Raw genomic sequence first — 22,355 nt, forward strand, 5'->3', positions numbered from 1 at the left:
CAAGGTTGGGTGGAGAATAATCTACCTAAGCTATTTCATGATATGGGTTGTACTAATTTTATTGTGGACTGACTATAAGTAAAAGTATTATTATCAGAAAATTGCTCGTTAATAAAAAATGTTCAAAATACCTACATTTGGTTAAAAGCCTTAAATTACTTAGCCTATTAAAAAGTAGTGATTAACCCACTATATAAATCATAAGGAAGAGAATTATATGAAACCAAACATTAAGAGTGGTTTTATCAATGGTCGTAAGCTGACGTTGCTTGCATCCATTATGTATATCAGCTTAATCGGTACTGCTTGTACAGATAAAGAAGTGGTAGTACAAAATATTGATGAAAACGCTGCTGATACCGTATTGGTTGAGGAAGTAGTAGCAGAGCCTTTAGGGGTTGAAATACAGAAAAACTCTGACAATCTTGTTAAAACGGTTGATGAAAAATCAAGTGAAACTCAAGGTGATCCAACAACAGCAGAGTTACCAAAATCTGCCGAAGTTCTTGACGGCACTGTTAAAGAAGTATTGGTTAGTGGTATTAAAATAATTAGCGGTGACTCGTTTAGCGCAGTGGATGAAAGCGGCAAACGTATAACGGTGAAGCTAACGGGCATTAAAGCACCTAAGATTGGGGAACCATTAGGTCAAGAAAGTGCTGATCGACTTAAAGACTGTATTGAGATGGATACAGCCTTGCTTCTTGTTCAGGTTGCTCATGCGACAGACAAAGAAGGTAGAACCTTAGCGGATTTAGATTCAGGTCCCATGAACTGCAACATTAATCAGATAGAGGAAGGAATGGCTTTTATGTATGAAGGTGAGAATGATAATGTAAGTGATGAAAGGCATCCTGTCTATAAAGATATGCATGATGACGCGTTAGAGAATAAACGAGGTCTTTGGGCGCTGAAAGAATCGTATCAATAAAGAGCCAGAAGATAGGCGGTTGCTGTTATATGTAGTAAAGCCTGACTAATACTAATAGACGCTAATACTGGTATTTAATAATCAATTGTAAATTTAAGGCGTTTATTGTATGAAATCAAAGATTAAGAGTGGTTTAAGCAATGGTCGCAATCTGACGTTACTCACATCTGTCATGTGTATCAGTCTAATCGGCACTGGTTGCGCTGATAAAGAGGTAGTGGCACAGGAAATAGATGAGAGTGCTGTCGATACAGTAGTGGTAGTTGATGAAGCACCAGAGGTCGTTGAGGTCATAGAAGTCGATACCAGTATCACCGATGAAGCTGATGAGAAATCTAAAGTAGAGGCTGCTCCAGCCAAAGCCGCAGGTAAAGTGAGCGATGATGCTGGAAAAGCATTTTTAGTTAGTGATATTAAAGTGATTGATGGTGATATATTTACAGCAATCAGAGAAAACGGTAAGAAAATCACAGTAAGAATGGCTAGGCTAGATGCGCCTGAGATTGGGCAAGATTTGGCGGATGATAGCGCTGAACAATTACGCGCTTGTCTTGCAAGTGGCAATGCGCTTATAACTGTTCTAGCAACCAATTCAATAGATGATAAAGCTAGAACTTTAGCAAAGGTTGAGTCTGCTGAGCTAAATTGCAATCAGCAGCAAATTGAAACAGGTATGGCGTGGATGTATGACAAGCATGATGAGGATTTAGCTTCGGAAGACTATATGCTCTACGTATTCGCAAATAGAGGTGCGCTTGATAATAAACGTGGTCTTTGGGAGAAGGTTGAGGCAGAAAGACCGTGGGCATACCGTGAGCGTCTAGGTAAATAATCTAAAAGCTCCAACCCTTAGGTTCAGGGTTGATATCTCCAAAATAAAAATTACCACTCAAAGAACTGCTGTCACGTACTAGTTTGACCAGCTTTACTCAGTCGATAGTCGAGCTTGGCTCGGCTAATATTAAGCAGTCGAGCAGCTTTAGAGACATTACCATCACATTTATTTAAAGCCGCCTGAATAAGCTTGTCATTAAAATCTTCTAGATCAAAATCTTCATGAAATAGATTTTCAAGAGAGCCATTAATGATGCCGTTATCAGTGAGATGTAAGCTACCACTGGTAGAAGATATCTTAAGTTTTTGCTCACTACGGCTATCGGTTTCTTTAACACTAGGTAGTAATAAGTCGCTGGCATCAATCCAGTGCTGACCTTCATTAAGGATGACTGCGCGTTCAGTGACGTTCTGAAGTTCACGTATATTACCTGGCCAAGTATGCAAACTAAGATGTTCACGAGCTTGATCGGTAAAGCCTTGAATGTCTTTTTGATACATGGCTGCATACTTTTGCATAAAGAATTTTGCTAATAATAGTATGTCTTGCTTACGCTCTCTTAAAGGAGGGAGGTGGATAGGGAAAGTACTTAATCGATAATAAAGGTCTTGGCGAAACTTGCCTTGCGCGACTGCTGTCTCCAAGTCTTCATTGGTTGCTACGATAACTCGAATATCAACCGCTATATCAATATAACTACCGACATGGTTGAGTACGCCTTCTTGTAATACTCGTAATAATGAGGCTTGTGCTCTAGGTGAGAGTTCAACTGCTTCATCTAAAAACAACGTCCCAGAACTCGCTGCTTCAATTTTTCCCTTACGAGTTTGTGTTGCCCCGGTAAAAGCCCCTTTTTCAACCCCGAATAGCTCAGACTCTATAAGATCTGCAGGAATACTGGCACAATTTATAGCGATGAATGGGTTTTCACTACGATCACTGGCTTCATGAAGAGCGGTGGCAAAGACTTCTTTACCAACACCTGTCTCTCCTTGCAATAAAACCGTCGCTTTGGTTTTAGCAACCTTTTTCATCAAAGTAGTGGCTTTTTTAAACGAGGGCGACTCGCCAATGGCAGAAAAAAATCCTTCTGGATTTATACGCAGATTAGGGTTTTGTCTTTTTATCTCATCAAAATTGCTACGGCGTTCAAATAACTCAGTATTGAGGCGTTCGGTATTAAAAAACCTTTCAAGATCAGTTTCCTCGTCCCACTCCTCTAATGGTCTACCTTCGATACGACAGCAATCAAATCCCATTGCCGCACATTGCACTTCTTTAAAAGCAATCTGCCGACCAAAAAAATAGCTGGTATAGCCGCTAGCATATCCAAGCGAGCTGAAACAAACCGGTTTGTCAGATAAACCATTAAACTTCTTGTAGTAGGCCACTTCAAATGAGTTGTACCAATCGAAACTGGCAAAAAACTTCCCATTATCGAAATCTACTACCATTTTATCTGGAACTACTTTGACCATGCCGCGTATGGCATGTAGCTGTGGTCCAGATAAAAAAACCTCTTTCCAGCTACCTTCCGGACGCAACTTTTTACTTATTTCTGCATCTTGCACACCCGCATAATAGCCGTAGCGAAAAAAAAGCCGCTGCATGATATCACTGCCTAACGTCATACTTATATCTTCACGCAATTGCCACAGCGCATGGGCATGACTGAGTACCATGCGTTGACCGCCAAACCAGATTTTTCCTGCATGAACATCGAACTCAAGATTGGTTAATAAGTCTTCAATGCTTTTAGAAAACTTAAGCTCTGTTGTACTAATATCTTCATCTTTTGCTAATGGTTCAAGAACAGCTATACCATCTGTCATTTTTGAAGGATGAAGGCTATTGGAGTGTTCGCAATTATTATCTTTACTATGGAAATACTTTGACATATCAGATGCAATCCTTGCAAGCGGCTGGGTGACATCTATCCTTGAACAATTATTGGCTATTTATAGTCATTAAGAAGGTAGTGAGTAGCAAAATTTTTCTTTAGATAAAACTCTATTATTCATCATCACACATATATTTGAATGGTGCAATTGGCTTTATATAAATACAGCTAATGCTCAGCTGTGAGCTGAATATTAATCGATAAACGATATGAAAATAACTTCATCATTTCATGAAGCTATAAAAATTTTTAATCAAATGATGAATTTATTATAAGCTTAACTATGATGAAAAAACAGGTATTAATATAAAAATACTATATAAATCAACAGGTTATATTATATTATTGAGAGTTGGCACGCAACTTGTATTGTATTAAATAGAAGAAAAAGATTTTTCAAGCTAATCGTAAAACATCATAAAAGGAATTTAGGATGAATTCAGACACCGCTCCATTAAATAGCTCTCAAGATGCTATTCCTTCTTTCAATGATCTTCCCAAATACGTTCGCGTTAGAAGCGCCCCAGATGCCAAGTTTGTCATGTTTGACTTTGCTATTGGGGAGTCGAGCTTGTTTGTTGAATTGGTACTCCCTCCCGCAAGCTTTGAAGAATTTTGTGCCAATAATAATGTCATAACGATGACGCCTGAACAGATGCGCTTCAACGATGAAGAAGAAGACAAATGGCGTTACGGCACCGAGCCTACTCTGGTCGGTCACAATCATTCAGAGGCTAGAAGTCACTAGTTAAACCCAACTTAATCACTATGAGCCATTCTATTAAGGATAATTGAATATGTCTTTAGAAATTAAAACCTCCAACCTTGAACCTATCCGCCATACCTTTGCCAATATTGCTCGGCGCTTTGGCGAGAAGCCTGCGACGCGCTATCAAGAAGCGACCTATGACGCCCAAGGTACCACAAACTTTCATTATAAGCCGCTATGGGATGCTGACAAAACTTTGAATGACAAGACTCATTCTGTGATTCAAATGGAGGATTGGTATGACCTTAAAGATCCGCGTCAATTTTACTATGGTACTTATGTGCAAAACCGTGCACGCCTACAAGATACTGCAGAGGGTAACTACAAGTTCTTTGAAAAACGTGAGCTTGTAGATAATCTGGATGAAAAGGTATTAGAAGCCATTACTTTTGGTCTGATACCGCTACGCCATGTTGAGCAAACCGCTAATCTAAACTATATGTATGGCGCGGCCTATGGTTATGGCACCGCAATCACCCAAGCCTGTTTGTATGCTGGCATGGACAGACTGGGCATGGCGCAATATTTATCACGGATTGGCTTATTAATTGATGGAAACTCTAGTGATTCATTGCAGCAAGGCAAAGAGTACTGGATGAATGATGAAGCCTGGCAAGGTATTCGTGCCCTTTGCGAACATACCTTAATTATAAAAGATTGGTTTGAGCTCTTTATCGCACAATCGCTAGTATTAGATACGGTCATTCATGTTGTTCATTATCAGCATTTAGACAACTGGTTGGTTGAGCATAACGGTCGTGATATTGCGATGCTGACTGAGTTTATGCAGGACTGCTTTAAAGACCTCACCGGCTGGAGTAACAGTACTATTAAAATCGTTGTTGCAGAAAGTGAAGAGAACAAGCTTCATTGCCAACAATGGTTAGAGAAATGGCAGGATAAAGTGTTGACAGCCTATCAACCTTTGATTGAGAAATTATTTGGTGCTGAGCAAGCGACAGCTGTTGTAGATGATATTCAAGCGCAATTAGCGAAACGCTGTAAAACGGTTGGACTGACTACCGAAACAGCTGCTTAATTAAAAAAGCCTAGTTACATGAGCTTAGCTTCAACCCCAAATTTATATTAATCCTCTTAGGAGATTGTGATGTCAAAGGTATATTTAGCTCTGCAAGACAATGATATGTCACGTTATATTGTGCAGGCAGTAGAAGAAGACAATCCAGAAGTAACGGTAATTTATCAGCCAGCTATGATTCGGATGGAATGTGAAGGCAGGCTCGTCGTCAATCGTGCCACGGTCGAAGAAAAAATTGGACGTGAGTGGGAAATCCAAGAGCTGCAATTAAGTCTAGTCACCTTGGGTGGTAACGTTGAAGAAGAAGAAGATTCACTGACCTTAAGTTGGAATCAGTAATTCTTAAAACTTATTAAATTAATCATTTAGCATTTGCTAAGGAGCACAGCATGGCTACTACTAAAACAGCTAAGAAACTCAATTTAAAAGAGAAGTATCGTCTCTTGACGCGTGATCTTGATTGGGATTTTTCTTATGAAGATAAAAAAGAAGCATTTCCTTACGAAGACTTTGAAGGTATTAAGATTACCGATTGGTCGAAGTGGGAAGACCCTTTCCGCTTGACGATGGATACTTATTGGAAGTATCAGGCAGAAAAAGAGAAAAAACTATACGCTATTTTTGATGCATTTTCTCAGAATAATGGTCAAATGAACGTCTCAGACCCACGCTACCTTAATGCTATCAAGCTATTTTTGACAGCGGTTACGCCGTTAGAGTATCAAGCCTATCAAGGCTACGCTAGCGTAGGGCGTCAGTTCAGTGGTATTGGGGCACGTATCGCTTGTCAGATGCAGTCTATCGATGAGTTGCGTCATGTTCAAACCCAAGTCCATGCCATGAGTCACTTTAACAAGTATTTCAACGGTTTCCAGGATTGGAGCCATATGCATGACCGCGTTTGGTACTTATCTGTTCCTAAATCTTTCTTTGAAGATGCGCGTTCAGCAGGACCGTTTGAGTTCTTATTGGCAATATCGTTCTCGTTTGAGTATGTGTTAACCAACCTGTTGTTTGTACCTTTCATGTCTGGTGCAGCCCACAATGGTGACATGGCTACCGTCACTTTTGGCTTTAGTGCCCAATCGGATGAAGCACGTCATATGACACTAGGACTCGAGATTATCAAGTTCTTGCTAGAGCAGCACGAAGACAACTTGCCAATCGTACAAAAATGGATTGATAAGTGGTTTTGGCGTGGCACCCGTCTACTGTCTATCGTAGGTATGATGATGGATTATATGTTGCCAAACAAAGTCATGTCATGGAAAGAGGCATGGGAAGTTTACTTTGAAGATGCTGGCGGCGCGTTGTTTGATGATTTAGCTCGCTACGGTATTCGTCCACCAAAATATGTTGAAGTCATTGAAAAAGAGAAAGAGCACATCTCGCATCAAGCATGGTGGATATTCTATAACTTCGGTCATGCTTCAGGTTTCCATACTTGGATCCCAACAGACAATGAGCTTGATTGGCTCAGTGAAAAATATCCTGATACGTTCGATAAGTACTATCGTCCACGCTGGGAGTTGGCAAAAAAACTTGAATCGGAAGGAAAACGTTTCTATAGCAAAGGTTTACCACAGTTATGTCAGATATGCCAAGTACCGATGACCTTTACTGAGATGAACGACGATCCAGGTCAGTTCAGCTATCGTACCAGTGTTTATAACGATGACCGCTATCATATGTGTTCAGATGGCTGTAAAGATATTTTCGATGATGAGCCTGAAAAGTATGTGCAAGCATGGTTACCTGTACATCAGATTTTGCAAGGTAACTGTGGCGGTCCTGAGTTAGATGACATTCTTACTGAGTACTATCGCATGAATATTGGTGTCGATAACATGGACTTTAAAGGTTCTGTCGATGAAGCAAACTGGAATAAATGGAAAGGTGTGGCTTAATTTAAGCACCGCTATTAACCAATATATGGTTATTAAACTATAAGCTGGAGCAGCTCTGGAGTTAATGGTAGGGATACCTATTAGGTATAGACCAGTGCTGCTAAACCAGAAAATATTGATAAGGAAGTTTTTATGGCAGTTCAAGCAATCCGCCCTGATTACACGGGCGAAGTCATGGATAAGCAGGAAAATTTTGGTGGCAATATCTTAGTATTTATTGGTTGGGATGAGCATTTACTGTTTTGTTCCGCTAAGTCCTTTCCATTACCACCAACGATGACCTTCAAAGATTTTAAAGCTGGTGTACTACCTGAAGGCTTTGATCAACATCCTGATTTCGAACATATCAAGTGGGATGAAGTGCAGTGGAATTTAAATGGTGAGATGGTCACACCATCAGATGAGCAAACACTCGAAGAAATCGGTTTTGACCATAAGTCACTACTGCGTTTTAAAACGCCAGGCTTAAATGGTTGGAATGGAACTGGAGTATAGAGTTGATTGAGCAAAGCAATTAAATAACTCTAGTAAAAATTGTTAATAAATACTGCAAGGGAGAGCGCTATGTCTTATGAGGTTACTATCGAGCCCACTGGTGATGTGATAGAAGTAGAAGACGGACAAACATTATTACAAGCGGCTTTGCGTCAAGGTGTTTGGCTACCTTTTGCCTGTGGCCATGGCACCTGTGGAACTTGTAAGGTACAAGTGCTTGAGGGCTTTGTTGACCATGGCGAAGCTTCTACTTTTGCATTGATGGAAGTTGAACGTGATGAAGGTAAGGTATTGGCTTGCTGTTGTTATCCTGAGTCTGATTTAGTAGTTGAAGCGGACATCGATGTTGATCCTGATTTTTTGGGCTATGCCGTCAAGGATTATAATGCAACAGTAGTCGATATGACGCCGTTATCACCGACTATCTTGGGTATACGCTTACAACTCGATGATGATATGGAGTTTCAAGCAGGACAGTATGTTAACTTGTATATCCCTGATGTCGGTAGCCGTGCTTTTTCTATCTCTAATCCACCTTCGCAGTCCAATATAATTGAACTTCATGTGCGTCTTGTGCCTGATGGTAAAGGCACAATGTGGCTACATAATGAGCTATCTGTAGGCGATAAAATTGACGTTTCAGGTCCATACGGTCAGTTTTTTGTCCGCAGTAGTGATAGCCAAGATGTGATTTTTATCGCTGGCGGGTCTGGATTGTCTAGCCCTGAATCTATGATTTATGACCTTTTAGAAAAAGGTGACAATCGCCAGATTTATCTGTTTCAAGGGGCGCGCAATATTCCTGAGCTTTATCATCGTGAGAAGTTTGAGCAGTTAGCGCAAGACAATGATAATTTTCATTACATTCCGGCTTTAAGTGATGAAGATACATTGGGAGAGTGGTTAGGTTTTAAAGGTTATGTGAATGACGCCGTTAAACAACACTTTAATGGTAAGTGTTCAGGTCACAAAGCATATATGTGTGGTCCACCGCCAATGATTGATGCTACTATTACCACCTTGATGCAATCTCGACTGTTTGAACGTGATATTCATATGGAGCGTTTTTTGACTGCTGCTGATGGTAGTAGTGAGTCGAGTCGCTCAGCGCTATTCAAAAGAATATAATGTTAATGTAACAACATCTTGTAAAGATGATATCTGAATAAAAGCCCCTATATATTTTATACAGGGGCTTTTTATTATCTAAGTAAGAATGCAACTCAAAACGTAGCTGAGAAGATAATTAAAAAAACTTGGTCAAAAAAAACGCTCATATATCTAAAAGATACATGAGCGTTTCTAAATACTTAAGCGACTCATCTTTAATCGCTATTTACTGACTTAAATATTGATGAATAAATTGGTTAAAGACCTCTGGTTGTTCAATGTTTGAGATATGAGAGGCATTAATAGTGTTCAGTACGGCATTGGGTATGTTATCTGCCATATATTGTCCATCAGTAATAGTTGTAATAGGGTCTTCGCTACCAGCAATAACGGTCACAGGAGCGGTGATGGTTTTTAGGTGCTCACGGGCATCAGCGATAGATAGCGCTTCACAGCAGCTGGCATAACCTTCAGCACTACCTGCCGCTAACTCATTAGATAAATTGGAGACAATATCAGGGTTATTAGCGATAAAGCTACTGGTAAACCACCGATTAGCTGCGGTTTCGGCAATAGTGCTCAAACCTTCTGTTCGGACGAGCTGGGCACGGTCTTGCCAGGCTACTTCTGTACCAATCTTCGCTGCTGTATTACATAACATTAAATGATAAAAGCGTTTAGGGTAATGAATAGCCAGCCATTGTCCGGTCATACCACCCATTGAGATACCACAAAAAAATGCTTTATCAATATTTAAGTGATCTAGTAGGTCAATGACATCTTGTCCAAGTTGATCGAAACTATAAGGACCTGTAGGCGCTGATGATGCCCCATGACCGCGAGTATCATAACCAATGACAAAATAGTCTTTTTGTAGCACTTGAATTTGCGGCTGCCACATTTGATAAGTCGTACCTAGCGAATTAGAAAATATTAAAGTAGGTTTGTCTTTATTACCGAAAGTCTCATAATTTATAGTAACGTCTGGTTTTTCAAAAATTGGCATAATGATAATCCTTGTTCATATCTAATTATTATCAGATCAGTATTCTTAGAAATCTATCTATGTCTTTTAGCTATATAAGTTTTTAACGCTATAAGCTTACTAACCATCAAGACGCTCAATAATCATTGCGATACCTTGGCCTACTCCAATACACATTGAGCATATGGCGTAACGCTTGTTAGTTTTTTCAAGCTGATTAAGCGCAGTAATGATTAGACGAGCACCTGATGCTCCTAGAGGGTGACCAAGGGCAATAGCGCCGCCATTAGGATTGACGCGTTCGCTATCATCGGCCAGACCTAAATCACGAGTACAGGCTAATGCTTGTGCTGCAAAAGCTTCATTCAATTCAATAACGTCCATCTCATCAAGTGACAGACCGGTTTGTTTAAGCAGTTTTTTCATCGCAGGCGCTGGCGCGAAGCCCATAATCCGTGGTTCAACACCTACTGTTGTTGCTGCCACAATACGTGCGCGAGGTCTGAGGTTGAACTCTTCAACTGCTTGTGCTGATGCCACTAAAAAAGCTGCTGCGCCATCATTGATACCTGAAGCATTACCAGCGGTAACGGTACCATCTGCTGTTACGATAGAACGAAGGCTAGCTAGGTTTTCAAGCGTAGTATCAGCTCGTGGATGTTCATCGGTATATACGGTTAACGCTTCACCTTTGCGTTGTGGAATAACAACAGGTGTTATTTCATCTTTAAAAAAACCAGCATTTTGCGCCGCTGCTGTACGTTGTTGGCTACGTAAAGCGAATTTATCTTGATCAACGCGATTGATATCAAATTGTTCTGCGACGTTTTCTGCCGTTTGTGGCATGCTTTCGGTACCATATAACGCATCAAGCTTTGGATTGATAAAGCGCCAGCCCATGGTGGTATCTTCGAGCTTATTAGTACGATCAAATGGTTTTTCTGATTTACCCATCACAAATGGCGCACGGCTCATGCTCTCAACACCGCCTGCAATAACTAGATGGGCTTCACCAGCTTTAATAGCGCGAGCTGCCATTGCTAGAGCATCCATAGATGAGCCGCATAAACGGTTTACAGTCGTGGCAGGAACTTGATAAGGTAAGCCTGCGAGTAGCGAGGACATACGACCCACGTTACGGTTGTCTTCGCCACTCTGATTGGCGCAGCCATAGATGACATCATCGACTTGCAGCCAGTCTATAGTGCTATTACGTTCCATCAACGCTTTAATAGGTATAGCCCCTAAATCATCGGCGCGAACTGGTGCCAACGCGCCACCATAGCGTCCAAAAGGGGTGCGAATTGCATCGATAATATAAGCATTATTTAAACCAGTCATTGAGTCACTCATCATCCTTGTCCTTTTTATTACTCTTAATTTGTAGCATCAATTAATGTAGCACCGGTAACTGCTTGTAAGTCAGTGAAGCTTAATCCATTGGCTTTTTCTATGACTTTGAGACCGCTATCAGTCACGTCGATGACACATAAATCAGTGTAGATGCGATCCACGCAGTGCTTACCCGTTACAGGGTAGGTAAGCTCGCTTACAATCTTTGGTTCACCGTCTTTAGTGACGTGATTGGTCATAACAAATACTTTTTTAGCACCAACCGCTAAGTCCATTGCACCGCCGACAGCAGGTATGGCATCTGGTGCACCAGTACTCCAGTTAGCTAAATCGCCATTTTCTGCTACTTGGAACGCGCCTAATACACATATATCTAAATGCCCGCCACGCATCATGGCAAATGAATCACCGTGATGGAAAAAGCTACCGCCTTGTTGCATGGTCACAAATTCTTTACCAGCATTAATCAGTTCGGGGTCTTCTTCGCCTTTAGCGGGTGGCGGTCCAAATGCTAACAAGCCGTTTTCTGAATGTAAAAATACATCTTTATCATTAGGTAAGTATTTTGCAATTTTAGTGGGTAGGCCAATACCTAGATTGACATAGGCACCATCTGGAATATCTTGTGCAGCGCGCTCGGCAATTTGATCACGCGTAAATGGGGTGTGGCTCATAATGACGCTCCTTATATTGGCAGTATTAAGCGGTGGCTGCGGTTATAGAGACAGTAGGCTCAATTTGCACCACATGTTGGACAAAGATGCCAGGCGTAATAATGTGTTCGGGATCAAGCGCGCCAAGTTCAACGACTTCGGAGACTTGAGCGATAGTAATGTCAGCAGCCATTGCCATTATGGGGCCAAAGTTTCTTGCTGATTTATTGTAAATAAGATTGCCCCAACGATCGCCTTTGGATGCTTTAATCAAAGCAAAGTCGGCTTTAAGCGGGTACTCAAGAACGAAGTCTTTGCCATCAATGTTGCGAGTCTCTTTGCCTTCGGCGAGTAAAGTACCAAAGCCAGTAGGGGTGTAAACAGCACCAAGGCCCATACCAGCCGCTTGGATTCGGCAAGCAAGGTTACCTTGCGGTACTAGCTCAAGCTCAATCTTGCCGGCATGATAAAGTTCATCAAATACCCAAGAGTCTGATTGGCGCGGGAAGGAGCAAATAATTTTACGTACTGCCCCAGTTTTTAGCAATTTTGCCAAGCCATAATCGCCATTACCGGCATTATTATTAATAATGACTAAGTCTTTAATACCTAACTCGATGAGGCCGTCGATAAGCTCCGCAGGTTGCCCTGCGGTACCGAAGCCGCCAATCATAATCGTAGCACCATCTTTGATTTGACTGAGCACGTCAGTCATACTTTGTTCAGCTTTGTTAACCATATTTATGTCCTATGGGAAAGTTATAAATAATAATTGATTAGATGCGTTATGATTTGAGAGTGAAACTACTCTCAGTATTGGTCAACTCCCAGCTTACATGGTCACTTTTACAAAAGATCTGATAATCATCGTTTTTAAAACAGTTATGACTTTTTAAAATACTTTTGTTAATGAGGCGCGCAGGGTAGTTCCCTCAAAAGTTTCTTTATTTGAATACTCTTTATATACTGCTACGTCACCACCTAGCAGATTTGGTGGTGAAAAGTATCCCATGGATAAACCCAGTGCGTTTCTTTCTTCCTCGCCATCACCTGTTTCAAAAGTGTTGTAACCCACAAGACCAACATCAAGCAGGCCATAACTTTTGGCTAAGCCCCACTCGATAATAAGCTCATCATTAAGCCCATCACCATTAGGCATCTCATAACGACTCAATGCACTAAAGGCAATGTCTCCTTTTTGATTAAGTTTGACATTACCACCAAGGGTAAGCATGACTGAATCATATCCTTTACCTGGGCTAGCAAATCTATTTGAATCATAGTCACCAGTATCTGCCCAGTAACCGACACCTGTCACGGCATCCCATCTTTCACCATGCCAACCTAGTACGCCACCTACGTATAAATCCCCTAAGCCTGTTCGTTTATCGATATCTTGACCACCCACTTTAAGGTCGGTTTTTATTAAAGGAACAACGGCTTCAAGCGTTAAGTCACCACCTAATAATTTTTGCGGCGTAACCCACACTACTCTATGAGCAAGGGCAGTGACATTTACTTCACTATCAGCTGGTAACGCTTCATTTTTATCAGCGCTATAGTTCAACACATACCCTTTATAATAAACGCCAGGCGGCGGCACAACACTGCCTTTTATACCTTCAAGCCCAGGTACATAATGAGAGTCAGAAGCGCAGACCGTAAATGACAAACTAGAAGCTACAATGATTAAGGCAGTTTTATACAGAGTGGTTTTCATAGAACATCCTTGTTCTTAATTTATTTAGTAAGTATTGTTTGATATTAAAACTTGTATAAAAGTACGTGTTTATTAGACTTCATCAATAAAGATTTAAAATTTAGCAATAATTTATGTAAGATAGTTAACTATTAACTTATTTAATAAAAGATATTTATGTTTTTAGAAGTTTGTAGTAATCGTATTAGAATTATGATGTATGACAAAATAAAGCTTGATACTACAACGAGGCGTAATATCAAGCTTAGTTAAAAAAACCAATAATTTTTTACAGTCTAAGGTCTCTCAACAATGAAGTTAAGTAGCCTTTAGCCTTGCGCTCGACGGCGCTCAACTTCACTGCCTTGTACTGCTTGTTCAATGTCTTTCACTAGATGGAAGTCAAAGTCGATACTTGCATAAGGTTTATCCAGCCCTTTTTCTTTAAGCTTGTCTGCGTCTTCAACCATAGTGACTTCTGGTACCAATCCTTCACGGCTAGCAAAGGCAAAGTCATCCCATAGGTACTCATCGCCATCAATATTAATTTGAGTGGTGAGTTTACGCTGTCCGTCAGCACTGGCGAAGAAGTGAACGTGAGCAGGGCGATGGCCATGACGTCCTAAAGCACTTAATACTTTATCAGTCATACCGCCTGGTGGTACTGAATAGCCTAGAGGTACTATACTACGGAAGGCATAACGACCATTTTCATCAGTAATGATAGTACGACGTAAATTGAATGCTGGCTGTGATTCATCAAAGAATGAATAGTTGCCTAAGCTATTAGCATGCCATGCTTCAACTTTGGCATTTGGTATAGGATTTTTGTCTTCGTCATAAACGGTACCCTGCATAAATAACACAGTGCCTTTGTCATCTTCGGTACCGTCGTCTAAGCGCGCAAAGCCTTTTTCTTCTGGCGCGCCAGCCACATATAGTGGGCCTTCGATGGTACGTACTGTGCCGCCATCTAGACCTGCTGCTTTTAAATCTTCTTCAATCATCAAATCCATAAAATGATCGAAACCAAGACCAGGTGATAACAAACCAGCTTCTTTGCCTAAATCACCAATGAACTCTACTCCTGACCAATACTCATCTGCGGTAATTTTAAGGTCGTTAATCGTTTGCATTAGATCAGTGACGATGCGCAAAACGATTTCTTGCACGCGTGGATTTACTTGTTCAGGAAAGTCGATTTTACCTTTGATGAACTGGGTTGCTAGCTTTTCAATTTGGGTACGTTCCATGTTACTCTCCTTGGGTTTCGAGGATTCCCTCGTGGCTGGCAGCTGCAATTAAATACTATTAAATAACAGCAACTATTTTCTTAGTTAATTTTTTATTAACACATAAAATTTGAGCTTATATTTTTTAACTGTCATCATCACGTACAGAAGATGGATGACGTAATAGCGGTGTTACCTCAACATCCATATAAGGATATAGAGGTAACGACATCAGTATTTCATGCAACTCTTCATTACTCTCAACATCAAAGATACTAAAGTTAGAATACTGACCTGCTATCCGCCAGATATGACGCCATTTGCCTTGCTCTTGTAGCTTCAAGGACAGTGCTTTTTCTACTGCCTTAAGCTCAGCAGCTTTATCAGCATCCATATCAGTTGGTAATAAAACATCCATACGTACGTGATATAACATTGTTGCTTCCTTATTATTAATTTATGGTCTTATCAATATTTTTTTATAAGTACTAGTCTGTATCATTCTCAAGCTGTCTCAGTTTGAGCGTCAGTAGTATGTTTTTGCGGCTTTGAACTTTTAGGCATCGTTAAGCTGCTATGTTTAGCATAGTAGTAAACCTTTTCACTATCGACTTCAATTCCTAGACCAGCGCCTGTTGGTACTTCTAAACCAAAATTATTATAATTTAGAGGACGGGCTAAAATATCTTCGGTCAATAGCAATGGACCAAACAATTCGGTATCAAAACTCAAGCTTGAATAAGTCGAGAATACATGAGCTGATGCGGCAGTACCGATAGGGCCTTCTAGCATGGTGCCGCCATAGAGCTCAATTCCTGCTAAATGCGCCATTTGTCCGATCAGACATGCTGCTTTTAATCCACCTGCTTGGTTAATTTTTACCGCAAATACGTCTGCACAGTGATTGGATGCTAAATGAAAGGCATTTTGGGGGTCTTGAACGATTTCGTCAGCCATGATTGCTACTTCAAAATGCTCTTTTAAGCGTTTGAGTCCGGCTGGATTACGCATAGAGATAGGCTGCTCGATTAAGTCAACGCCACCGGCTTGTAGTAAGCTAATGCCCCTCATTGCTTCAAGCTCTGACCATGCTTGATTAACATCAACGGTAATACGGCAATCAGGTAATGCTTGTTTGATTGCTAAGACATGTTTTACGTCTTCATGTATAGGGTTACTGCCAATCTTCAGCTTAAAGATACGATGGCGTTTTTGCTCAATCATCTGTTTGGCTTCGCTGATATCAGTAGCAGTGTTGCCGCTGGCGAGTGTCCATGCAACTTCGATATGATCACGTACACGGCCACCAATTAGCTCACTAACAGGTACATTAAGGCGTTTGCCTTCGATATCGAGTAGAGCAGTTTCAATAGCGCACTTTGCAAAGCGGTTACCGTTAATATGACGGTTCAGCAGTTGCATTGCCTTGGCGGTTGAGGTGGGCTGTTCTTTTAAGAGGAGGGGCGTAAAGTAGGTATCGATATTAGTCTTGATGCTATGTGGACTTTCTTCAGCGTAGCTCAGCCCACCAATAGTGGTTGCTTCACCCCAGCCTTCATAGCCATCATCGGTTTGGATATGTACTAAGACAAGTACTTGTTCGTTCATCACTGTACAAGCCAGCTTATGTGCTCGAATAGTAGGTATAGGGACCAGTAATGTATCAATTGAACGAATCATATCTATCCTTAATATATAAGTAATGCTTCCTTATGCTTAATAAATACTATAGATGCTAAATATGATGTTGTCCAAGACCCATTTAGTTCAGTTTTGATACCTTTTAGGTATTTCAATGAGTGTCTATTACGGTATGATAGCTCTCATGTTGTGCGATTATAGGCTTGTTCACCCTACAAGCATTCTCATAGTCCAATCAAGGAAAAGAGACCTGATGGAACTTAGACATTTACGCTATTTTGTGGCAGTGGCAGAAGAGAAAAGCTTTAACAAAGCCGCTAAACGTTTGTGTATCTCACAGCCACCTCTTAGTCGACAGATAAAGCAGTTGGAAGAGGAGGTGGGTGTAACTCTAATTGATAGAGAGAATCGCCCCTTAAAGCTTACTGAGGCGGGTGAGTTTTTCTATGAACATGCTATTCAGATATTAACTAAATCAGATAACTTACTGACGATGACGATGCGCAAGGGTAACTTTGATAGCTCTTTGTCTATAGGTTTCGTATCGTCGATTTTATATGGACTACTACCAAAAATTATCGCGCGCTTCCGTGAGGTGTATCCAAATATAGAAATCAAGCTATATGAGCTCAATTCATGGCAGCAAACCGAAGCGCTCACTAGCGGTAAAATAGACTTGGGTTTTGGACGATTATTTTTTGAAGACGCCTCTATTAGACAAATACTGCTCAGAGACGAGAGTCTGGTAGTCGCTATTCCTAAAAGCCACCACTTAGCACAAGAGCAACAAACAACTGTTAATCTTATGGATTTAACCAATGAGAATTTATTGCTATATCCAACTGCACCGCGCCCCAGTTTCATTGATTACATCTTAGGGTTATTTGAAGGGCGTAATTTAAAGGCGAACTACTATACAGAAGTGCGTGAGTTGCATATTGCTTTAGGTTTAGTAGCGGCTGGTGAAGGTTTGACTATCGTACCCAAGACTTTGGAGCATTTGCGTAGCCAAGAAATAACCTACTTGCCTTTTGAAAGTAACTTTCTGACTTCTCCCGTTATTATGAATATCAGGCATTTTGATAAATCAGAGCTACTGAAGACATTATTAGATATTGCCTATCATATTTATGATGAAGAAGGCTTTGACTATAAACGCGTGCAAATATAAATAAATTATTAGTAAGGCGAGGTTTTATGAGGACAATAAAGAACCCAGCAGCACAAACCCCAATATTAACAATATCACCTGAGAAAAGTGAGTTTCATACCTTACAAGTCTGCCACAACCTATCGAATGGATTTGGATAATTTAGCATCCTATCCTAATATTGAGGTTATCGCTAACATCTGTTTTGTCGATGCTAGCGATAAGACGACTAATCTTTTGACCTCAACAGGAGTAAGTGCAGGTATTCACGCTAGCCTGTACTTTGTGGAGAAGTTACTAGATAGTCAAAACATTTAAACAACTGCAACACGTATTAAGTTTTATATAAGTTAAAAGTGTTAATGAATTTGCCTTATAGTATAAAAACCAGTCGTTTGTTTCTACGAATGAATAAATTTTTTACGGCTGCTAATTTTCACATTTGCTAGTAACAGCCCTGACAAGATCAATAGCATTGCCAACATCTTCCACCACGTCACCACTTCCCCTAAGAGCAGCACTGAAGTTGCCATACCAAACACTGGCACTAGTAAAGCAAACGGCATAACCTTGGAGGCGATATTTTGACTGAGCAGATGTGCCCACAGTCCGAAGCCTATCAGTGTTGAGATGTATACAATAAACCCAAGCGATAGCCAAGACTTAACGGGTGCTTGTGCCAACGTTGCTAACTGCCATGCGTCGGTCTCCAATATAAGAGAAGATATGGTTAAAACCACACAAGCGATCAAACCACCCCATACCACTAAAGCTAGGGCAGAGAGCGCGGATGCTTTATTGTTCTGAGTGGTAGATGAAGCCAGTGATACGCTTGCTCTTTGCTGAGTAACTTTTAAGGCAGCTTGTGTTGATGCCTGCTTTGAGGCAATGTTGCCAAAGCTCCAACCGATTGCTGCAATCAAAATACAGATAAACCCTATCAAAGGCATATCACCGCCAAGGTTTAATGCGATCACGCCAAGCCCCAGCACACCAACTATCATACCGATGATCTGCATACGACTCACGGCCTCACCCAATATGACATACGCCAATAATACCGTGATGAATATCTGAACTTGTAGCAGTAGTGCTGTTAACCCTGCTGATGCACCCAAATGCATAGCGGTGAATACAAACGCATACTGCATGACAAACGTACCGATGGCATAGATAAATAGCGTATGGTTAAATTTAGGAGGTTTGAGGAAAAAAACCAGTGGCACAGCGGTAAAGAAAAAACGTAAAGCCGTGAGCATGAGTGGCGGAAAGCTTTCAAGTGCCCATGCAATAAAGGTGAAGTTGACGCCCCAAATAAAGGTCACCAGTACCGCTAATGCAATGTGGATTGGGGTCATACATTATCCTAAGGTTATTATTCTAAAAATGAGCATCCTGAAAAAATACTTTTAAATTCAAAGTTCTACACGAGCTATAAAGCTAATTAATTATTACTCTATTAATAGCCTCTTTTTTTGAAGGCAAATACAAATAGGATAAATAGAGCCGATATCGAAATAGAAAATATAAAGAACACTAAGTTGGTATTTATCCAGCCAAAATAGCTCAGTATAGGCGCAGGAAGAAAAGCGCCTAAGGTTGCAAAAAAAGCAATGACGGTTTCATTAATTCCTTGAAATCTCAGCCTTCGCTCCCCTTGAATATTACTTAGCAGCGTTGATCCTCCTGAATAAGTAAAATTCCAGCCAGTGCCTAAAATAACTAAAGCGATATTAATAAAAATAGTGTCAACAAAAATAATAGGCAGTAAGCAAGAGATGGAGATCAAGACAAAGCCAAGTATGATTGTGTTAACGCTATTGACGAGATTGATAATCTTTGCCACAAAAAATGAGGGTAAAAACATGGCAAGTACATGCATTTGAATCGCGTAAGACGCATAATCAAAAGAATGGCTTTGCTTTAAAAATAGTGACGACGCTATCATCATAAGGTTCATGATGTAGTAGCCTAGAGCACCGCCTAGTATACCGATGACAATGATGTATTTTCTAACCTCTGTCGTGTTTAAGGGTACTGTTTTTGTTTTTAGACTGCTTTTACCGTGACGAACGTTTGCTCGATTCCAAAGATGAATAATGACAAATAAAATAATGGCAAGCGCTGACAAAGCTAGATAAATGAGCGAATAATCAGGTAAGTCTGACGCTTTGGCTAAATTGATAGCCAATAATGGCGCGACTATCGCAGCAAACACACCACCTGAGATGACCATTGACGTGGCTTTGGGGATAAGCTCACTACTTATAGTATCTGTAGCGGCAAATCTATAAAAGTTAGCAGTTGAGATAAAAAGCCCTAGTAAAAAGTGACTTAGGCATAAATACAAAAAGTTATTATCTATTAAAGATAAAAATCCAATAATGCCCGAAAAAAATAAAAACCCAATACCTGCATTAAAAATACGATATCTACCGAATTTTTTCATGAGTTTTGAGAATAAAAAGGTGCTGACTAGAATGGCTAAAAATTGCAACCCATAAGGAATAGTGGCATAGCTCACTGTTGGCGCTAAAGATAACCCGACCAAAGCGGCTACCGTTACCGATAGCACCGCGGTTGTTAGATTAATACTTTGACCGATTAATAAAAAATAGACATGGTTGGGTAGTTTGTTATTGGTGTGCATATAGTCTCTATCTAAAGTCGAATTTTAAGCGTTAAGCAAACCCCAATATTAACAACATCACCTGAGAAAAGTGGATTTCATACCTCAGCCTTCTATGCTATACAATTAATAGTATTTAGGGGTTTTTAGACTCATTAGAGTAAAACAAATTCATGGTATATGGAGATGTTAATGATATTTCGGACACTATAATATTGTGGTCTGTACCACCCAATAAGTTATAGTTTAAATTAATATTTGGTCTACTCTAACATTTAATTATTCTTCGCTATTGATATTAATTTTAAAACTATACCTTAATAAAAATAAACATCAGATCAAAATTTTTAAAATTATAATCTCCCAAGTTAATGCCTACGGATTTGACAGCATAGCTCACTATAAAACAAGGTTTACGGCCATTAACGATATCATTAGCTATATCGAGCTGTACTACAACCAGACAAGGATTCAAAAGGGCTTGGGCTATAAAACGCCAAGGCAGGTGTGGTTTGACTTTTACCGTCAGGCTGCGTAACTAAAATCTCCCAAGTTTAACTGTACGGATTTGACGGCAGGGGTCATTCAGATGTATGGTTTCTTTAGCATAGATCAGAATGGGTTGGGTTTTCAGATCTCGTTAAATACTGCTGACGCATTCTAATAGTTATCATCGCGATAATTGCCATCACCGCTGAGATGACAAAAGGAAACAGCAGACCCAATATTGGTACAAATAAAGTGACTGATAATCCTGCTATCACGCCGCCCCATTTTGATAGCGCATCGTAGCGAGAGAATATTTTACCGCTATGCTTGGACTGATTAGTGTCAGCCATTTGCGCATGCAGGCTTTGATAACACACAAACATGCCTACGCCAAATAGTATCCTAGCCAACCAAATCAAGATAAGATAATCAGTTAAGTGCAGCAAGACAGCGCCCGCTAGTATTGCAAAACCAGGTATAAGCGATGCTGATGGCATGCAATGGCTTGTGCGTCCACATAACAGCTGGCAGATCAGATATATCATATGAGGCATGGCATATAACTGTCCTATTTGAAAGGTGCTAAGCCCAAAATATTTGGCAAATGGCAAAAAGTATGGGAAGGTCGCTACCATACAGAAGGCTAAGAAAAACTGCATTACCGATATAAAGAAATAAGGATTAGCGGGAAAAGATGCGCCTGTTATCCTTTTCTCTAAGTGGTGCGCCTCTTTCTTATCGCTTTTGGTTTTCTGACAGCTTATAGTTTCTACAGATGCTTTTGGCAGCTCGATAATATTTGCTTTTTTGTTGACTTTAACTACTGAGACAACGTCTTTTTTGAGCCAACAGCTGAGTACTAATGCTAATAAAGGCAGTATAGCCAACACGCGGTATAAACTTAACACTTCATAATGGTGTATTAAAAACCCCAGCCCAATCGGTGCGGTAATGAGGGCAAGCCGTGCTGAAAATTGAGTAAAATTCAATACCTGTTTTAAGGCGTTCTTATCGGTAATGCTCGTTGCTAAATACGCGTTTGAGGCTGCCATCGTCCCGCCAAATAGACCCTGAATACTCAGCCCTATGATAAGCTGCCATAAAGAGTGAGAAAACCCACATATTAAGAACCCAATAGCCAATCCTAACTCTGCCCGTAACAGAGACGTCTTGCGACTATAAGTATCGGCGAAACGTCCCCAATATCTAGCAGCGATGGCAGTCATCAGGGTAGGTAGTATAAAGAGCAAGCCAACCCAGCCTGATTGCGATGGTGCATCTAATTCTTGGAGCATGATGGGTAAAAACAAAGGCATGCCTAAAGCAGAAAACGCGGACATGTAGTGACAACATAGGACGATCGCCACCATCATTCGATAACTCATTAGGAATCCTGATTGTGTCGATGTATACGCTTTAAGGTGTTGGGCGCTGATTTGTCATAGAGTTTATTCATATCAGCCTTATGTTTATTTAACGATAAAAGCAAAACCATTTCAGATTTGCTTTTATCGTTGCAAGGTATTTAAGAATTAGGA

At 40.5% G+C, this 22,355-nt stretch carries 21 protein-coding genes and 1 pseudogene; 10 read left to right on the forward strand and 12 right to left on the reverse strand.

Going from position 1 to position 22,355, the window contains the following annotated elements:
* The first annotated feature begins 217 nt into the window (after positions 1-217).
* Together JMX13_RS11920 and JMX13_RS11925 are read left to right on the forward strand one after the other, a co-directional pair.
* Positions 218-931, forward strand: coding sequence for a thermonuclease family protein (locus JMX13_RS11920; protein ID WP_201612835.1), 714 nt, complete (start codon positions 218-220; stop codon positions 929-931).
* A 109-nt stretch (positions 932-1,040) separates the two neighbouring features.
* Entirely contained in the window at positions 1,041-1,763 is a 723-nt protein-coding gene (locus JMX13_RS11925) for a thermonuclease family protein (protein ID WP_201612837.1), read from the forward strand.
* 71 nt (positions 1,764-1,834) lie between these two features.
* On the opposite strand, the gene JMX13_RS11930 is transcribed toward JMX13_RS11925, so the two are convergent.
* A complete protein-coding gene (locus JMX13_RS11930) occupies positions 1,835-3,664 on the reverse strand; it encodes a sigma-54-dependent Fis family transcriptional regulator (protein WP_201612839.1) in 1,830 nt (609 codons plus the stop codon).
* Positions 3,665-4,099: 435 nt separating this feature from the next.
* On the opposite strand from JMX13_RS11930, the gene JMX13_RS11935 reads away from it, so the two are divergent.
* The 6 genes from JMX13_RS11935 (at position 4,100) to JMX13_RS11960 (ending at position 9,004) form a co-directional block, all read left to right on the forward strand.
* Positions 4,100-4,414: a phenol hydroxylase subunit gene (locus JMX13_RS11935; RefSeq protein ID WP_201612841.1), complete on the forward strand. Its 315-nt coding sequence runs from the start codon at positions 4,100-4,102 to the stop codon at positions 4,412-4,414.
* Between the two features lie 49 nt (positions 4,415-4,463).
* The gene (locus JMX13_RS11940) at positions 4,464-5,474 is read left to right on the forward strand and encodes an aromatic/alkene monooxygenase hydroxylase subunit beta (protein ID WP_201612843.1); all 1,011 of its coding nucleotides are present in this window, start codon (positions 4,464-4,466) and stop codon (positions 5,472-5,474) included.
* 69 nt (positions 5,475-5,543) lie between these two features.
* Positions 5,544-5,813: an MmoB/DmpM family protein gene (locus JMX13_RS11945; RefSeq protein WP_265088416.1), complete on the forward strand. Its 270-nt coding sequence runs from the start codon at positions 5,544-5,546 to the stop codon at positions 5,811-5,813.
* Between the two features lie 50 nt (positions 5,814-5,863).
* Positions 5,864-7,381, forward strand: a complete 1,518-nt coding sequence (locus JMX13_RS11950) for an aromatic/alkene/methane monooxygenase hydroxylase/oxygenase subunit alpha (protein WP_201612847.1) — start codon at positions 5,864-5,866, stop codon at positions 7,379-7,381.
* Positions 7,382-7,513: 132 nt separating this feature from the next.
* Complete coding sequence (locus tag JMX13_RS11955) at positions 7,514-7,876, forward strand: phenol hydroxylase subunit P4 (RefSeq protein ID WP_201612849.1); 363 nt, start codon at positions 7,514-7,516, stop codon at positions 7,874-7,876.
* A 69-nt stretch (positions 7,877-7,945) separates the two neighbouring features.
* Positions 7,946-9,004: an NADH:ubiquinone reductase (Na(+)-transporting) subunit F gene (locus JMX13_RS11960; RefSeq protein ID WP_201612851.1), complete on the forward strand. Its 1,059-nt coding sequence runs from the start codon at positions 7,946-7,948 to the stop codon at positions 9,002-9,004.
* 208 nt (positions 9,005-9,212) lie between these two features.
* Here the strand turns inward: JMX13_RS11960 and pcaD are convergent, their stop codons facing one another.
* The 8 genes from pcaD to JMX13_RS12000 all read right to left on the reverse strand — a co-directional run bounded on the left by pcaD (position 9,213) and on the right by JMX13_RS12000 (position 16,588).
* Entirely contained in the window at positions 9,213-9,992 is a 780-nt protein-coding gene (pcaD, locus tag JMX13_RS11965) for a 3-oxoadipate enol-lactonase (RefSeq protein ID WP_201612854.1), read from the reverse strand.
* Positions 9,993-10,091: 99 nt separating this feature from the next.
* Entirely contained in the window at positions 10,092-11,312 is a 1,221-nt protein-coding gene (gene pcaF / locus JMX13_RS11970; RefSeq protein ID WP_201612902.1) for a 3-oxoadipyl-CoA thiolase, read from the reverse strand.
* 35 nt (positions 11,313-11,347) lie between these two features.
* The gene (locus JMX13_RS11975) at positions 11,348-11,998 is read right to left on the reverse strand and encodes a 3-oxoacid CoA-transferase subunit B (protein WP_201612856.1); all 651 of its coding nucleotides are present in this window, start codon (positions 11,996-11,998) and stop codon (positions 11,348-11,350) included.
* Between the two features lie 25 nt (positions 11,999-12,023).
* Positions 12,024-12,716: a 3-oxoacid CoA-transferase subunit A gene (locus JMX13_RS11980; RefSeq protein ID WP_201612858.1), complete on the reverse strand. Its 693-nt coding sequence runs from the start codon at positions 12,714-12,716 to the stop codon at positions 12,024-12,026.
* Between the two features lie 153 nt (positions 12,717-12,869).
* Positions 12,870-13,697 (reverse strand): transporter, encoded by an 828-nt coding sequence (locus tag JMX13_RS11985; protein ID WP_201612861.1) that lies wholly within the window; start codon positions 13,695-13,697, stop codon positions 12,870-12,872.
* A gap of 308 nt (positions 13,698-14,005) precedes the next feature.
* Positions 14,006-14,929 carry a catechol 1,2-dioxygenase gene (catA, locus tag JMX13_RS11990; protein WP_201612863.1) on the reverse strand — a complete coding sequence of 308 codons (924 nt, stop codon included), beginning with the start codon at positions 14,927-14,929 and terminating at the stop codon, positions 14,006-14,008.
* A gap of 124 nt (positions 14,930-15,053) precedes the next feature.
* Entirely contained in the window at positions 15,054-15,344 is a 291-nt protein-coding gene (gene catC / locus JMX13_RS11995; RefSeq protein WP_201612865.1) for a muconolactone Delta-isomerase, read from the reverse strand.
* Between the two features lie 68 nt (positions 15,345-15,412).
* Positions 15,413-16,588 carry a muconate/chloromuconate family cycloisomerase gene (locus tag JMX13_RS12000; RefSeq protein ID WP_201612867.1) on the reverse strand — a complete coding sequence of 392 codons (1,176 nt, stop codon included), beginning with the start codon at positions 16,586-16,588 and terminating at the stop codon, positions 15,413-15,415.
* Between the two features lie 214 nt (positions 16,589-16,802).
* On the opposite strand from JMX13_RS12000, the gene JMX13_RS12005 reads away from it, so the two are divergent.
* On the forward strand, positions 16,803-17,720 hold the full coding sequence (locus JMX13_RS12005) for a LysR family transcriptional regulator (protein WP_201612869.1): 918 nt from the start codon (positions 16,803-16,805) through the stop codon (positions 17,718-17,720).
* A gap of 380 nt (positions 17,721-18,100) precedes the next feature.
* Here the strand turns inward: JMX13_RS12005 and JMX13_RS12010 are convergent, their stop codons facing one another.
* Positions 18,101-19,057, reverse strand: coding sequence for an EamA family transporter (locus tag JMX13_RS12010; protein WP_201612871.1), 957 nt, complete (start codon positions 19,055-19,057; stop codon positions 18,101-18,103).
* 101 nt (positions 19,058-19,158) lie between these two features.
* On the reverse strand, positions 19,159-20,349 hold the full coding sequence (locus JMX13_RS12015) for an MFS transporter (RefSeq protein ID WP_201612873.1): 1,191 nt from the start codon (positions 20,347-20,349) through the stop codon (positions 19,159-19,161).
* 379 nt (positions 20,350-20,728) lie between these two features.
* On the opposite strand from JMX13_RS12015, the pseudogene JMX13_RS12020 reads away from it, so the two are divergent.
* Positions 20,729-20,866, forward strand: a pseudogene (locus JMX13_RS12020) (IS3 family transposase); the annotation flags it as partial.
* 64 nt (positions 20,867-20,930) lie between these two features.
* Here the strand turns inward: JMX13_RS12020 and JMX13_RS12025 are convergent.
* Complete coding sequence (locus JMX13_RS12025; protein WP_201612875.1) at positions 20,931-22,202, reverse strand: MFS transporter; 1,272 nt, start codon at positions 22,200-22,202, stop codon at positions 20,931-20,933.
* Positions 22,203-22,355 lie beyond the last annotated feature (153 nt).

It is taken from the genome of Psychrobacter immobilis, from assembly GCF_904846285.1.
GTDB lineage: Bacteria > Pseudomonadota > Gammaproteobacteria > Pseudomonadales > Moraxellaceae > Psychrobacter > Psychrobacter immobilis_D.

Coding starts and splice junctions, on each gene's coding strand:
- JMX13_RS11935 (WP_201612841.1), top strand. CDS start 4,100: ATGAATTCAGACACCGCTCCATTAAATAGCTCTCAAGATGCTATTCCT.
- catC (WP_201612865.1), bottom strand. CDS start 15,344: ATGTTATATCACGTACGTATGGATGTTTTATTACCAACTGATATGGAT.
- JMX13_RS11920 (WP_201612835.1), top strand. CDS start 218: ATGAAACCAAACATTAAGAGTGGTTTTATCAATGGTCGTAAGCTGACG.
- JMX13_RS11985 (WP_201612861.1), bottom strand. CDS start 13,697: ATGAAAACCACTCTGTATAAAACTGCCTTAATCATTGTAGCTTCTAGT.
- pcaD (WP_201612854.1), bottom strand. CDS start 9,992: ATGCCAATTTTTGAAAAACCAGACGTTACTATAAATTATGAGACTTTC.
- JMX13_RS11950 (WP_201612847.1), top strand. CDS start 5,864: ATGGCTACTACTAAAACAGCTAAGAAACTCAATTTAAAAGAGAAGTAT.
- JMX13_RS11945 (WP_265088416.1), top strand. CDS start 5,544: ATGTCAAAGGTATATTTAGCTCTGCAAGACAATGATATGTCACGTTAT.
- JMX13_RS12005 (WP_201612869.1), top strand. CDS start 16,803: ATGGAACTTAGACATTTACGCTATTTTGTGGCAGTGGCAGAAGAGAAA.
- JMX13_RS11955 (WP_201612849.1), top strand. CDS start 7,514: ATGGCAGTTCAAGCAATCCGCCCTGATTACACGGGCGAAGTCATGGAT.
- JMX13_RS12010 (WP_201612871.1), bottom strand. CDS start 19,057: ATGACCCCAATCCACATTGCATTAGCGGTACTGGTGACCTTTATTTGG.
- JMX13_RS11925 (WP_201612837.1), top strand. CDS start 1,041: ATGAAATCAAAGATTAAGAGTGGTTTAAGCAATGGTCGCAATCTGACG.
- JMX13_RS11960 (WP_201612851.1), top strand. CDS start 7,946: ATGTCTTATGAGGTTACTATCGAGCCCACTGGTGATGTGATAGAAGTA.
- JMX13_RS11980 (WP_201612858.1), bottom strand. CDS start 12,716: ATGGTTAACAAAGCTGAACAAAGTATGACTGACGTGCTCAGTCAAATC.
- JMX13_RS12025 (WP_201612875.1), bottom strand. CDS start 22,202: ATGAGTTATCGAATGATGGTGGCGATCGTCCTATGTTGTCACTACATG.
- pcaF (WP_201612902.1), bottom strand. CDS start 11,312: ATGACTGGTTTAAATAATGCTTATATTATCGATGCAATTCGCACCCCT.
- JMX13_RS12015 (WP_201612873.1), bottom strand. CDS start 20,349: ATGCACACCAATAACAAACTACCCAACCATGTCTATTTTTTATTAATC.
- JMX13_RS12000 (WP_201612867.1), bottom strand. CDS start 16,588: ATGATTCGTTCAATTGATACATTACTGGTCCCTATACCTACTATTCGA.
- JMX13_RS11930 (WP_201612839.1), bottom strand. CDS start 3,664: ATGTCAAAGTATTTCCATAGTAAAGATAATAATTGCGAACACTCCAAT.
- catA (WP_201612863.1), bottom strand. CDS start 14,929: ATGGAACGTACCCAAATTGAAAAGCTAGCAACCCAGTTCATCAAAGGT.
- JMX13_RS11975 (WP_201612856.1), bottom strand. CDS start 11,998: ATGAGCCACACCCCATTTACGCGTGATCAAATTGCCGAGCGCGCTGCA.
- JMX13_RS11940 (WP_201612843.1), top strand. CDS start 4,464: ATGTCTTTAGAAATTAAAACCTCCAACCTTGAACCTATCCGCCATACC.